Genomic DNA, 13,552 nt, shown 5'->3' on the forward strand with positions numbered 1-13,552 from the left:
GCGGCCCTGGCCTCACTTCACGAAGTTGGCCGGGCGTTTCTCCGCGAAGGCGCTCAGGCCTTCCTTGTGCTCCCAGGAGTCGCCGGCTTTCTGCTGCAGCACGCTCTCCTGGTCCAGCGCGTCGTCCAGGGTGCCGGTCATGGAGGCCTGGAGGGCCTGCTTGGTGAGTTTCAAGGCGTTGGCGGGCCGGGCGGCGAGGCGTTCGGCGTAGGCCTGCACGTCGGCGTGGAAGGTCTCGTCGGGGAACACGTGCTCGCACAGGCCCAGTTTCAGGGCGTCGTCGGCGGTGACCTTCTGCGCGAAGGCCATCAGCTCGAAGGCGCGGTGGTACCCGACCAGGCGCGGCAGGAACCAGGTGCTGCCGCTATCCGGGATCAGGGCGATGTTGGAGAACACCTGCGTCATGGCCGCGCTCTGTGCCCACAGGCGGATGTCGCCCGCGAGGCCCAGGCTGGCGCCCGCCCCGGCCGCGATGCCGTTCACGGCGGTGATCACGGGCTTGCCGGTGTTCCGCAGGGCGCGGATCAGGGGGTTGTACGTGGTGTTCAGGTGGTGCGTGAAGTCCACGTGGTCGCCGCTCACGTCGCCCAGGTCCTGCCCGGCGCAGAAGCCGCGCCCGGCAGCCGTGACCACGATCACGCGCACGCTGTCGTCGGCGTCTGCGGCCTGGAGTTCCCGGGTGAGGGTGAGAATCAGGTCGTTGTTCGCGGCGTTCAGCTTGTCCGGGCGGTTCAGGGTCAGGGTGCGCACGCCGCTGCGCGTGTCCACCAGAATCACAGGTTGTGCCGTCATGCCCCCAGCGTACCCGGCCGGGCCGGGCCTGGGGGCTACACTGCGCGGGTGACGGACCCCGCCCCGCCTGCCCCCCTCCCCTCTGCGCCGCGTGACCCGGTGGTGCTGGCCCTGGACGTCAGCAAGGCCCGGATCGGGTTCGCGGTGAGCGCCGGGCGGCTGGCGTTCGGGCGGGGCAGCGTGGACCGGAAACGCCTGCCGCTGGACCTGAAGGCCGTGCGCCTGAAGGTCGAGGAGACCGGCGCGGGCCTGCTGCTGCTGGGCTTGCCACTGCGCACCGATGGCGCCCGCAGTCCGGCCGCGGACCGGGTGCGGGCCTTCGGGAAGATCCTGGCGGAGAAGGGGTACGCGGTGGCGTACCAGGACGAGCGCTTCACCACGCAGCGCGCCCGCGCCCTGAACGCCGGCGACCTGGACGAGGCGGCCGCCGTGCAGATCCTGGAACTGTACCTGCTCGGTCAGGCGCAGCCGGCGGCAGAGGGTGACGCCCCGGCTTGAGTCCCGCGGCCGGAACAGGCACGCTGGGGCATGAACCGATTCCTGCGGTGGGTGCGACGCCTCCTGGGGCGCGTGAGCGGCAAGAAGGGCGGCCGGGACGACGGGGCGGGCGTGCCGGTCCCCGTCCGGCCGCGGCCCTGGCGGGGCGGCGCGCAGGCCCAGGCCCCGGAACCCGAGGAGGAGGCCGTGCTGCGCTGAGTGCAGCCGCCCGCCTGCTTCCTGGCCGCGGTCCCGGGCCCGGGGCGGCTAGAATGCGGCCCTACATCCAGGTGAGTTTCAGGGGCCGTGCGCGGTGCGCGTGCGGGCCGGGTTTGAACATTGACCTCAGGGGGTTCGTATGAAGGGCAACATGATGCACGTTCCGCTGACCATTCCGTTCATTCTGGAGCGCTGCCGGACGGTGTACCCGGACCGGGAGATCGTGTCGCTGGTGATCGGCGGGCGGAACGAGGCGGGGCAGCCGACGCCGGCGAGGCACAGCACGACGTACGGCGCGGTGGCGGACCGGGCGCTGCGGCTGGCGGGTGGGCTGCTCGGCCTGGGGTTGCAGCCGGGGGACCGGGTGGCGACGCTGGCGGTGAACAGTTTCCGGCACCTGGAGGCCTACCTGGGCGTGCCGAGCGCGGGGCTGGTGCTGCACACGGTGAACATCCGGCTGCATCCGGAACAGGTGGCGTGGATTCTGAATCATGCGGAGGACCGGGTGCTGCTCATCGAGAACGCGTTCGCGGCGATGATTCCGGCGCTGAAGGCCGCCTGCCCGAAGCTGGAGCACGTGCTGGTGCTGGGGCCGACGCCGCAGCCGATTCCGCTGCCGGGCGTGCAGGATTATGACGCGTTCGTGGCGGCGCAGGAGCCGCTGGCGCGGTACCCGGAGCTGCACGAGGACGACGCGGCCGGCATGTGCTACACGTCCGGCACCACCGGGCACCCCAAGGGCGTGCTGTACACGCACCGCAGCACCATCCTGCACAGTCTGGCGAGCGCCCCGAAGGACGCGCTGAACGTGGGCGAGGCGGACACGGTCCTGCCGATCGTGCCGATGTTCCACGTGAACGCCTGGGGGTTGCCGTACACCTGCGCGATGTTCGGGGCGCGGCAGGTCTTCACGGGGGTGTTCACGGACGGGGGCACGCTGGCGCGGTTCATGCAGGAGGAGGGCGTGACCATCACGGCGGGCGTGCCGACCATCTGGATGGGCCTGCTGGGCGAACTGGACCGCGCGAAGGCGGCGGGCACGCCGTACGACCTGTCTGGGATCGAGCGGCTGGTGGTGGGCGGCAGCGCCGCGCCGGAAAGCCTGATCCGCGCGTTCGAGGACCGGCACGCGCTCACGCTGATGCAGGCGTGGGGCATGACGGAAACGCACCCGCTGGGCACAGCGAGTCAGGTGCCGCCCGGCGTGGACCCCCGCAGTGACGAGGGGTACCGCCTGCGCGCCAAGCAGGGCCGCCCGGTGCCGCTGGTGGAACTGGCACTGCTGAACGAGGCCGGGGAGCGCGTCCCGCACGACGGGAAGACCATGGGCCGCCTGATCGCGCGCGGACCCTGGATCGCGGACAGTTACTTCAAGGGAGAGGGCGAGGGCAGTTTCCTCACGCTGGACGGCCAGCAGTGGTTCGACACGGGGGACATCAGCACCCTGACGGAGAACTACTACATGCAGATCGAGGACCGCAGCAAGGACCTCATCAAGTCCGGCGGAGAGTGGATCAGCAGCGTGGACCTGGAGAACGCCATCATGGGGCACCCGGCGGTGGCGCAGGCGGCCGTGATCGCCATGCCGCACGAGAAGTGGGACGAGCGGCCCCTGGCGGTGATCGTGCCGAAACCCGGCATGAGCGTCACGCACGCGGAGATCACGGAATTCCTCACGCCGATGTTCGCGAAGTGGTGGCTGCCGGACGCCGTGGCCCTCACGGACAGCATTCCCATCGGCGCGACCGGGAAGTTCCTGAAGCGTGAACTGCGCGAGGAGTACCGCGGGTACGGCACGGACGCCTGGCCGCACCGCGCGGCGCGCGGCGACGTGTAACCGCCCCAGGGCCGCGTCCGGCCGCCGTGCCCCCGTACAATCCGGGGCATGGCGGTTTCCGTTGATGGTCAGGTGGTGACGTTCACGCCCCCGGCAGGCGCGACTGGACTGGTCGGGGACATGACCGACTGGCGCAAACGCGACCCGATCCCGGTGGAGGGCAGCGCGCCCATCGTGCTGACACTTCCGCGCGGGGCATGGGTGGAGTACGCCTGGGTGGACGCGGCCGGCGAGGCGTTCGCCGACCCGGACAACGACCAGAAGTCCCTGAACCCCTGGTGGCCGTACCCGCGGGCCGTGGTGGTCGGCGACTACGCCCGCCACCGCCTGTGGACGCTGCCGGACGCCACGCGCCGGGGCACCGCGCACCGCCTCACCTGGGACGGCGGCGTCTTCCCCGGGAAGCGGCGCGCGATCGTGCACACGCCGCACGGGTACGCGGGCGGGCCGCTGCCGGTGTACTACGTGCAGGACGGCGTGGCGTTCTACCGCACGGGCCGGCTGGGCGAACTGCTGGACCGCGCCGTGGAGGCCGGACTGGCGACAGGCGCGGCGTTCGTGTTCGTGGAGCCCGTGGACCGCAACGAGGAGTACTACCTCAACGACCGCTACCTGGACTTCCTGACCGCCGAGGTCTTCCCGCAGGTCGAGGGGCCCCTGCTGCAGGCCAACGAACGGGGCCTGTGGGGCGCCAGCCTGGGCGGCCTGATCTCGCTGTACACCGCCAGCCGGCACCCAGAATTGTTCACCCGGGTGGTCAGCCACAGCGGGGCGTTCATCGCGCGCCCCGGCGCCGTCCGGCCGGAGGGAGGCATCGACACCACCACCGCCGGAGAGTGGCTGCGCGAACAGCTGGAAGCCCAGCCGCCCCGGCACCTGCGGGTCAGCCTGGACACCGGCGTGCTGGAATGGCTGACAGGCCCGAACCGCCGCATGGCCGCCGCCCTTGCCGACCTGGGCCTGCCCCACCAGTACCGCGAGTACCCCAGCGGGCACAACTGGATCACCTGGCGGGAAGCGCTGCCAGAAGCGCTTCTGTTCATGCAGGGCTGCGAGGCGTGCGGTCCGGGCGCGGGCGTCGCCGAGGACCGCGGCCAGCAGCTGAGGCAGGACGTGCAGGCGGCCGTGCGGGACCTGCGCCGCGAGGGGGGCCTGACCGAGGAGGAGATCGCCCGCCTGGTGCACGAGGAACTGGAACGCCCCCTGTAACGACACGAAGATACGGGCTTGGCAGGGTGTCCTGTCCGGAGAACGGTCCGCGCTGATACGAGGGAGTGTGCGTCCCCTTCACCCTGAACTCTGTGAGGGTGGACCTTTAGTGCGACCTTGCCCGCGAACGTGATGGTCGGACTCCAGGTCTTCGGGGGCTGGCCCGGTCCCCCCGGATCGGGTGCACTTGAAAGCCCTGTCGCACCTGAACCTTGGTGACGCCGTACAGCTTACCGAGCGGACAGCCGCATTCAGGGCGCACTCTGGATCAGCCTGGGCCGGGAGAATGACTCCTAAGTCCGCAGGTGGCCTTGATCGGGTCGTGCGGATCAGGGGGCGCGACGCCGGTGGCTGCGGGTCTTCCACAGGATCACGCCGATCACGGTGAACAGCACGGCGTCGAGCAGCAGGACCTTCAGCAGCACGGCGGTCATGGGAGCATGACACCACCCCTGCCTGAGATGAGGGTGAGTTCCGTCACAGTTCGTTTGGGGCCGGGCGGGCTCATGCGGACGCCGGGGAAAGGCGGCATAGTGGCGCGCATGCGCCTGGCCTGTGTGCTGATCGGAACGGCCCTGCTGGTTTCAGCGGGCGCGGGAGCCCTCACCATGACCCACCCGAACTCCACGACGACCCTGCATGAACGCGCCGCCGACTGGAAGGCGGCCGACCTGAAGAACCTCACCGTGCAGGGCGACGTCCTGACCCTGGCGCCCGGCGCGGCGAGCGGCACCGTGACCGGAGCGCCCCTGACCGCCCCGGCGTTCGATGAACTGGTGCCGTCCTGGAATGCCCGCACCGGGGCATCCGGGAGCGTGACCCTGGACCTTCGAGTACAGACCGGCGGCACCTGGTCCCGCTGGTACTCGTTCGGCACCTGGAGCGCCGCCGAGGGCCGCAGCAGCGTGAACGGCCAGAACGACGCGACCGGGCAGGTCCTGACCGACACGCTGCGCCTCAAGGCGAAGGCCACCACTTACCAGTACCGCGTGACCGTGAAGGGTGCGGGGACGCAGCTGAGCCTGCTTGCCTTCAACACGTCTGACCGGGCGCGGCGCGCGGCCACGCAGGGGCAGGCCAGCGACCGCCGCGCCTGGGGGAAGGTCATCGACGTGCCGCAGCGTTCGCAGATGATCTACCCGGACGGCGGGGAGGTGTGGTGCAGCCCCACCAGTGTGAGCATGATCCTCGCGAAACATGGCGTGAACGTGACCGTGCCCGTTGCCGCGAAGGGCATGTATGACCGCGCGTACGACGGCACCGGGAACTGGCCCTTCAACACGGCGTACGCCGCCGAGCAGGGCCTGCGGGCTTTCGTGACCCGCCTTCCCAGCCTGAGCGCCGCGGAGAAGTACATCACGGCGGGGGTGCCGCTGGCCGTCAGTCTGGGCTGGAAGAAGGGTGAACTGCCGGGCGCGCCCCTGCCCTCCAGCACCGGGCACCTGATGGTCCTCATCGGCTTCGATGCTCAGGGCAACCCCGTCCTGAACGATCCGGCCGCGCCCGGCAACGACACGGTGCGGCGCACCTACCCCCGCACGGCCTTCGAGCGGCTGTGGCTCTCGCACAGCGGCGGGCTGGCGTATGTGATCAGCCCGCGCGGCACACCCCTGCCCTGAGCGCAGGTTCTACATCCGTCCCCGGATCACCCCCCCCATCGGGGGCGGCCAATGAAGGGAGATTGTGATGAAATTCGGTTTACTCTGAAGGAATGAGTGCGGTTTTTCACAGCAACGTTCCGTCGCGCCGGCGCGGCCAGGAAGGGGTCGCGCTGGTCGTCGTCCTGCTGTTCACGGTCGTCATCCTGATGATCATCATCAGCACCACCGCCACCATGAGCCTCGGCGCTCGGACCGGCGGGGTGAACGAACGCGCCGCCTACCAAGCCCTCCTCGCGGCGGAAAGTGCGCTGAACACCTTCCCCGTCCGGATGAGCGCCCGGCTGAAAACCCAGCCGCTGCCTAAACGCACCGGGAACCCCCAGTCCGACCATGCCGCCATGAACGCCTGGCTGGGCGGCCTGAACAGTTACGCCGCCGGGGGCCGTCAGGCCAGCCTGGCCTTCGAGCGCCTGACGCTGACCGCCACCGGCGCCACCTTCCAGCTTGCCGCCACCGGCAGTGAGGGCAACACCCGGAAGGTCGCCCTGCAGGACTTCGAATTCAAGCAGCTGGACCTGGGGCACATACCCTCACCCCGCTCTGCCATTGAGTCGCTGCCTGGCATCGACGCGACCGGCAGCGGAAACGTCTCGGGGGTCTCGAACAACGGGGTGATCACGCGGGTGACGGGCGCAGCGTCTAGCCTGTCCATGGCAGATCTCACGTTTACCGTGCCCGTTCAGGACTCGACGGGCTTGCGCGTCGGGGATTACGTCAGGATTGACGGTGTGACGCTCCGCCTGGACGACATTACGGGCAACAGCCTGAAGGTCAAACAGGTCAGTCCGGTCGGCAGCGCTGTGAGTGCCAACCAGCTGACCGGCGAGGTAGACCTCATGCTGAATGCAGTGGCCCAGTCCTACACCGCCTTTACGGACCCCATGACACTTCGCGCCTCGAACGCGGGGGACTTCGTGAAGGGTGAAGTCGTCACCATCAATGGCAAGAGCGCCGCCGTGACGGGAGTGGACGCGCAGGCGGGCACCATCACCCTGGACTGGGCCGCTAACCTGCCCACCCTCCTCCCCGAGGGTACACAGATTATCCGGGACGTCCTGGCCCTGCGCAGCGCGCAGGGGATCACGCCGCTTCACAGCAAGCTGGGCGATTACAGGATGGACAACGCACAAGACTGCACGGGAAGCGGGAACGGCAAGCATCAGCTGATCACCTGCGAAGGGGCGTACGATCCCACGCTTCAAGGAAACCCGGATGATCCCAACGAGGACTTCTTCTCCAAGATGGTGCTCGGCATGAGTGATGAGCAGATCGACACCATTCCTCTCTCCGGTACGAATGCGGGGCCCATGCAGAACGAGATCCGCCGTATCCGCGCTGAGGATTTCGATGACGTAATCAAAAACAGTAATTCCAGCGGCATCCTCATCGTGGACGGCGACATCAACTCCAACGTGAATGGCAACACGGTCTTCAACGGCCTGATCTACTTTCGCGGCAACCAGGGCGGCAAATTCAACGGGAACCTGACCGTGAATGGCGCCATTGCCGTACGGGGCGGTCCCATCGAGGGGCTGACAACCGATGACACCGTCACTAACCTGACCGGAAGTCTCGACGTGAACTTTAATGCCGTCGCACTTCGCAAGCAGTTGGCCGCTGTGCGAGGCAACGCCACCCTGGGCGCCGTGAAGGGTACCTGGCGCCAGCGCTAACACCCGTGCAGAGACGCATCACCTCCACTCAGCCGCCATCCGAGAGCACCCCCCTCTGAATCTCTGTGAATCTTGAGGAAATCATCATCCGGCGCACCCGGTTGGGGGGCCCCTGCTTTGGGGGTGCAGCCCACCACCGGGGGCGCATAAGCTGAGGACATGAGCGACACCCTCCCCCCACGAGCTGGTCTCCGCCCCCGCAGGCAGGACGGCGTGGCCCTCGTCGTCGTCCTGCTCTTCACCGTCGTCATTCTCATGATCATCGTCAGCACCACCGCCACCATGAGCCTCGGCGCCCGGACAGGTGGCGTGAACGAACGTGCCGCCTACCAGGCCCTCCTGAACTCGGAGAGCGCCGTGAACACCTTCGCACAGCGCTTCCAGGCCAAAATGGCCACGCTAGATGATGCCGCCCTGTTCCGGGGCACCGAGCCCGATGACCTGCAGGCCTGGATCGTGCAGTACGGCCTGAACACCTATAACGGCGCGACCCTCAGTGTCACGGGAAGACCCAGCAAGAAGAACTTCTCCATCGAGGCGGTCGGCACCGTGCAGGGGGAAACCCGCAAGGCCGTCCTCCAGGACTTCTATGCCACCCACTCCCCCGGCTTCAACATCCGCGCCGACGCGCCCCTGGTGTCTTACCCGAACGTGGACGTCACCGGGAACGCTTCCGTGGAAGGGGAATCGTACAACACCAATGCCAGTGGCCTGAAATCGGACGGCACGACCACCATCGCCCGGCTGACCGGCGCTGCGGACCTGCCCGGCACGGATATTCAGCTCACCTCCACCCTCACCGACCAGCTGCTGCTCTCCAAGGGCAACTACGTGGTCCTGAACAACACCACCTTCAAGGTCACGGGCGTGAACTACAAGACCAGCCGCGTCACGCTGGCCTCGCTTGACGGCACCACCACGACCACGAACTTCGCGGCTAGCACCCCCATCCGCCGCGTGGACTCGGCCGTGACCACGCCCTTCACGCAGGTGTCAGGCGGCCTGTCCGTCATCAACGTCACGGACCCCGAGTACTTCGTGGACGGCTCCCGCGTGCGGGTGGGCAACATGACCGGCACTGTGGTCAGCACAGACGAAACCAACAAACGCGTCACCATCAACTGGGACGTTTCCACCACCCTGACCGCCACCATCCCGGAAGGGGCAGCCATCGCCCGCGACGTGAAAGCCGTGCAGTCCGGCTACGGCGTGACCGGACAGGACCAAACCTACAACGGTGTATCCTCCAATGATCTCCGCCTGCGGAACATGAATCCCTTCAACAGCAACTCCAACCCGGACCTCTTCACGTTCGTCCTCGGGCAGACCAAGGCGCAAATGCTGAACTACCCCGCGAACAACTGGAACGGCTGGGTGGACGTTACCACCACCGGGCAGAACTTCAACGGCAGGGTCGGCGAGGCCCTGGGTGGCAAGGACATCACGTTCATCGACGGCACCACCAGCCTCAGCGGCAGCCAGCAACTGTGCGGCAGCGGCCTGCTGATCGTGAAAGGCAACCTTACCGTGAACGGCACCTGTGACGCCGGCTTCTCCGGGGCCATCTACGTCATGGGTGACTACGACCAGCAGGGCAACTCCACCATCCGCGGCGCCGTGATCGCCGAGGGCGCCACCCAGATCATCAACGGCACCGAATGTGTATCCATTCCTCCTTCCGACACCAACCCGGGCGGCAACGACTGCGACACCAAAGTGGCCGGGACCGGGCAGGGACAGGGCAAGATCACCTTCGACCGCGCTGCACTCCTGGCCGCTGGTGCTCTTCTCTCCCCGCCCACCTTTGACCCGGTGGCCGGCACCTGGAGACAGCGGTGATCCACGCCTCTCACTCCAAACAGGGCTTCACGCTCATCGAAGTGCTGGTTGTGATTGCCATCCTCGGCATCCTGCTGGCCCTGGGTTTCGGCAGTTACACCCGCTGGCGGGCCAGCAGCGCTGTGATGGAGGGCGCGCAACAGTTCGCACGCGACGTGGACCGCACGCGTACCAGCGCCAAACGCGAGAACGCCTGCTGGCGTATTCAGCCCAGCGCCAGCACCAACGCCACGACATACCTGATTGAGCGCTTTACCACATCCACCTGTACTGGAACGGCCGTCAGCACCCAAACGAGAACCCTGCCCCGCGGTACACAGATGACGTCTAACTCCACCGAGATCAATGTCAACTTCGTGCCTCCTTACGGCACGACCGACGCCTCTCCAAATGAGTACACCGTTGCTTGGACGGGCAACACCACCATCAGTCGTACGATTCGTATTACCAGTGTTCTGGGAAAGACGGTGATCAGATGAAAGCACAGTCCTCTGGCCTGACCCTCATTGAGATTCTGGTGGCTCTGGCAATCTTTGCTGTGGTCGCAGCAGCCGTCCTTGCCATGTTCCCCACGATCTTTAAGGTGAACGGGCAGACGCGCGCCGATCAAGCCGTAACCATTGGCGCAAAGCAGTTTATGGAGCAGGCTCGGGCTGCTATGGACACGGTGACCGAGTTCGACTCCGTAACGGCTGCAACTTCCCTTCCGGCCGCACCGGAAGCAGCCAAGGTCAACAACTACAGCTGCGTCCGTGCTCTGAACTCTCAGCCTGATCCTAGCATCGCGGCCGGACAGATCAAGCGCGTCACTCTGACCTGCACTCACAGCACTTACGCGCAACAGGTCTTCACGTTGGACCTGGGACGGCCTCTATGAAGTCAGCGGGCCGCACGGAGGGCTTCACACTGATTGAGGTCCTGATAGCCATGGGCCTCCTAGGCATCGTCCTTGCACTAATCCTGAACTGGCAGATGTCTACCCTGAATGTCTCAACGCGCACGAACGCTATGGCACGCAGCCTGAACGACTTGAATGACGTCACAGGGTATGTAGGGGATCAAGTGAGATCGGCAGCCAGAGTGCGGGTCGTTACCAGCGAGTTTACGATCAATTCCTCTCCATCGTTTGCCTGCACGACGGATTACCCATGTTTGCTGCTCACTGTTCCAAAGGAAACAGATACAGGTGTAGTGGCGAAGTACCAACTGGTCATTTTCCGCATGTCTCCGAGGTCAGATGTCACGAATGCCAATGACAAGGTGGCTGACTCTTGGGCTGACTCCAATGTAAATGTCCTGTTCGAATTTCGTTCGAAGGACCCAGGTACCAGCACGAGTGCTCCGTCCACCTGCGTGATTCGGGAGACTGATTCAAGTGGAAACGTGACCTACCAGAGTACCCTGGAAGCTTCAAGCCGGACCGGTTGCTCTGCTTTGCGGGAAGACACTTCCGGTGTGCATCTGGCCAGCCTGACCAGTGTCTCGAACTTTGACCGATATATCGTCTCGGATTATCTGGCGCCGAAGAGCGAGCTGGGCGCGGGGAACGTGCCTTTTGCGTATAACACGACGACCAAGGAACTGACCCTGAATTTCCGGGATAAGCAGCGGGTGCGGGGTACGACGACGTTCCTGCCGACTACCGGGCCGTTCACGATGACGGTGCAGGCGCGCAACGTTCCCTGAGTGCTGGCTGTGCCTGTTCGCCCCCTGGCCTGTCCGGGGGGTTTTGCGTTGGGCGCTTAGACTGCGCGCATGTTTTTCGTGACGGTGTGTCCGGTGTGTGGGGGGGAGAACCGGGTGGAGTTCGCGGACAGCAGCGTGCATGACGTGACGTGCGGGGCGTGTGGGGCGCGGTCGTGCGTGTTTGTGCGCAAGCAGAAGTTCGAGGTGCTGTTTGATCTGGGGACGCGGGCCCTCATGGACGGGTACGCGCGGGAGGCGGTGGCGAGTTTCGCGGCGGCCCTGGAGCGCTTCTTCGAGTTTTACGTGCGGGCGTTTGCGCTGGAGCGGGCGGCGGATTCGGCGCAGGAGTTCGGGGAGGCGCTGGGGGTGCTGGAGGGGACGTGGCGGCATGTGGCGAGCCAGTCGGAGCGGCAGCTGGGGATGTTCGCGCTGGCCTACCTGCTGCGGGAGGGCCGGGAGCCGGAATTTCTGACGGCGAAGGCGCTGGGGGCGGAGTTCCGGAACCGGGTGATTCACCGGGGGTACCTGCCGCGCCGGGCTGAGGTGGAGGAGTACGCGGCGCTGGTGTTCGGGTTGATTGACCGGCTGCTGTCGGGGATGGGGCCGGTGGGGGTGATGCAGGCGGAGCTGGTGCAGGAGCAGGCGTTCGCGCGGCATCTGGAGGCGTTGCCGGCGGGGGTGACGGCGGTGTTCGAGGAGCATCCGGGGATGTTCCGGGCGCGGCGGTTCGCGCCGGTGCCGCCGGGGAAGTCCGCGGCGTCGAAGGGGGGGAGCGCGCCGCTGAACGACGCGGCGGCGTTTGCGCGGGCGCTGGATGAGCGGGGGGCGGGGCTGAGCGTGTTCAAGGTGCGGGCGCACCGGGCGGGCGGGGAGGGGTAGCCGGCCGTGTCATGCTGGGCGCATGACTCAAGTGGATGGTGGGCAGCTGGTGTCGGTGCGGGTGGAGGGTTTCGGCGTGGTGCAGGCGCAGGCGGGCGAGCGGCTGGTGCTGGCGCTGGAGCGGGCGGGGGTGGACATCCTGCACCGCTGCGGGGGGCAGGCGAAGTGCACGACGTGCCGCGTGTCGTTCCAGGAGGGTGAGCCGGACCTGATGACGGCCGCCGAGCATGACAAGCTGAAGGAGAAGGAGCTGCTGGGCGTGGCGCGGCTGTCCTGTCAGATCGAGTGCGCGGAGGGGATGGCGGTCACGGTGTTGCAGACGGTGTCGTCCACGGGCCTGGAGGCCGGAAAGGCGCCCGCGGAGGAGATTCAGCCGGAGCCGGTGTGGTCCACGCGGCCGGGGGCGAGCACCGAAGGCTGAGGCTCAGCGGGGGTGAGGACGGCGCCGGCCGGTGCCCACTGGAGGGGCCCGCTGGCGCTGTCCCTGTGCACGGTCCCGAAGGCGCCCGGGATGTGCGGCACGGCGAGCAGGCCCCCCTGCGTTTCGGCCCGGGTCAGCACGTCGGTGCGGGTGTGGGCGGCCTGGTCCGGGTCGGCGTCCCACACGCTGGACCAGTCGGGGTGGGTGACCTGGAGGGGGACGTGCAGGGTGTCGGCCAGGAGCAGCGCGGAGTGCCCACCGTCCTGGAGGTACAGGCTGGTGGCGCCGGGGCGGTGGCCGGGCGTGGGGAGGGTGGTGAGGCCGGGGCTGATCTCGGCGCCGTCGTCCAGCAGGTCCAGGCGCCCGGCGTCCTGCAGGGGGCCCAGGGTGGTGCGCCACTGGTCGGCGCGGCCCGGGTCGGCCCGGAAGCCCTCGGCCTCGTGCCGGGCCATCAGGTACCGCGCGCGCGGGAAGCGCGGCTGCCCGCCGGGGGTGAGCACGCCGCCCACGTGGTCGTCGTCGCGGTGGGTGAGGAACACGAGGTCGATGTCGTCCGGGGTCACGCCGAGGGCGGCGAGGCCCCAGTCAAGCACCGCTCCGTTCCTGGTGACGGGTTCGCCGGTGTCCACCAGGAGGGTCCGGCCGGCGTGACGGATCAGGAAGGCGTGCAGGGTGAAGTTCAGCAGCGTGCCGCCGCGGTGCGAGAGGGCCGGGTGGCGGGCGTGGTGGGCGGCGAGGGCCGCCTCGTCGTGGGTGCGCAGGACGTCCGCGGCGGGCAGCTGCTGCACCGGCCAGATCTGGAGGGCGTAGAGGTCGGCGGTTCCGATCTGGACGTGATGAATCACGATGCCAGCATAGG

The 13,552-nt window shown here is 67.5% G+C and carries 13 protein-coding genes and 1 pseudogene; 12 read left to right on the forward strand and 2 right to left on the reverse strand.

Annotation, left to right across the window (positions count from 1 at the left end):
* Positions 1 to 12: 12 nt before the first annotated feature.
* On the reverse strand, positions 13 to 792 hold the full coding sequence (locus DFI_RS10125) for an enoyl-CoA hydratase-related protein (protein ID WP_022801408.1): 780 nt from the start codon (positions 790 to 792) through the stop codon (positions 13 to 15).
* A 48-nt stretch (positions 793 to 840) separates the two neighbouring features.
* Here DFI_RS10125 and DFI_RS10130 point away from each other — a divergent pair, with 48 nt between their 5' ends.
* The 12 genes and pseudogenes from DFI_RS10130 to DFI_RS10180 all read left to right on the forward strand — a co-directional run bounded on the left by DFI_RS10130 (position 841) and on the right by DFI_RS10180 (position 12,693).
* Positions 841 to 1,290, forward strand: a complete 450-nt coding sequence (locus DFI_RS10130; RefSeq protein ID WP_051307778.1) for a RuvX/YqgF family protein — start codon at positions 841 to 843, stop codon at positions 1,288 to 1,290.
* A gap of 30 nt (positions 1,291 to 1,320) precedes the next feature.
* Positions 1,321 to 1,488 (forward strand): hypothetical protein, encoded by a 168-nt coding sequence (locus tag DFI_RS20170; RefSeq protein ID WP_155864552.1) that lies wholly within the window; start codon positions 1,321 to 1,323, stop codon positions 1,486 to 1,488.
* Between the two features lie 139 nt (positions 1,489 to 1,627).
* Entirely contained in the window at positions 1,628 to 3,325 is a 1,698-nt protein-coding gene (locus DFI_RS10135; RefSeq protein WP_043778072.1) for a long-chain fatty acid--CoA ligase, read from the forward strand.
* Between the two features lie 48 nt (positions 3,326 to 3,373).
* A pseudogene (locus DFI_RS10140) lies at positions 3,374 to 4,375 on the forward strand (alpha/beta hydrolase); the annotation flags it as partial.
* Positions 4,376 to 5,076: 701 nt separating this feature from the next.
* On the forward strand, positions 5,077 to 6,153 hold the full coding sequence (locus DFI_RS10145) for a peptidase C39 family protein (protein WP_027463027.1): 1,077 nt from the start codon (positions 5,077 to 5,079) through the stop codon (positions 6,151 to 6,153).
* Between the two features lie 92 nt (positions 6,154 to 6,245).
* Positions 6,246 to 7,868, forward strand: coding sequence for a PilX N-terminal domain-containing pilus assembly protein (locus DFI_RS10150; protein WP_027463028.1), 1,623 nt, complete (start codon positions 6,246 to 6,248; stop codon positions 7,866 to 7,868).
* Positions 7,869 to 8,027: 159 nt separating this feature from the next.
* The gene (locus DFI_RS10155; RefSeq protein ID WP_027463029.1) at positions 8,028 to 9,707 is read left to right on the forward strand and encodes a PilX N-terminal domain-containing pilus assembly protein; all 1,680 of its coding nucleotides are present in this window, start codon (positions 8,028 to 8,030) and stop codon (positions 9,705 to 9,707) included.
* A complete protein-coding gene (locus DFI_RS10160; protein WP_043778075.1) occupies positions 9,704 to 10,186 on the forward strand; it encodes a pilus assembly FimT family protein in 483 nt (160 codons plus the stop codon). Before DFI_RS10155 ends, DFI_RS10160 begins: the two co-directional genes overlap by 4 nt.
* The gene (locus DFI_RS10165; RefSeq protein WP_027463030.1) at positions 10,183 to 10,584 is read left to right on the forward strand and encodes a prepilin-type N-terminal cleavage/methylation domain-containing protein; all 402 of its coding nucleotides are present in this window, start codon (positions 10,183 to 10,185) and stop codon (positions 10,582 to 10,584) included. Before DFI_RS10160 ends, DFI_RS10165 begins: the two co-directional genes overlap by 4 nt.
* The gene (locus DFI_RS10170) at positions 10,581 to 11,393 is read left to right on the forward strand and encodes a PulJ/GspJ family protein (RefSeq protein ID WP_081425838.1); all 813 of its coding nucleotides are present in this window, start codon (positions 10,581 to 10,583) and stop codon (positions 11,391 to 11,393) included. Before DFI_RS10165 ends, DFI_RS10170 begins: the two co-directional genes overlap by 4 nt.
* A 69-nt stretch (positions 11,394 to 11,462) precedes the next feature.
* Entirely contained in the window at positions 11,463 to 12,272 is an 810-nt protein-coding gene (locus DFI_RS10175; RefSeq protein ID WP_027463032.1) for a hypothetical protein, read from the forward strand.
* 22 nt (positions 12,273 to 12,294) lie between these two features.
* Positions 12,295 to 12,693, forward strand: coding sequence for a 2Fe-2S iron-sulfur cluster-binding protein (locus DFI_RS10180; RefSeq protein ID WP_027463033.1), 399 nt, complete (start codon positions 12,295 to 12,297; stop codon positions 12,691 to 12,693).
* On the opposite strand, the gene DFI_RS10185 is transcribed toward DFI_RS10180, so the two are convergent.
* The gene (locus DFI_RS10185) at positions 12,642 to 13,538 is read right to left on the reverse strand and encodes an MBL fold metallo-hydrolase (RefSeq protein ID WP_051307780.1); all 897 of its coding nucleotides are present in this window, start codon (positions 13,536 to 13,538) and stop codon (positions 12,642 to 12,644) included. The genes DFI_RS10180 and DFI_RS10185 overlap by 52 nt on opposite strands.
* Positions 13,539 to 13,552: the final 14 nt, after the last annotated feature.

The sequence above is a fragment of the Deinococcus ficus genome (assembly GCF_003444775.1).
Classification (GTDB): Bacteria; Deinococcota; Deinococci; order Deinococcales; family Deinococcaceae; genus Deinococcus; species Deinococcus ficus.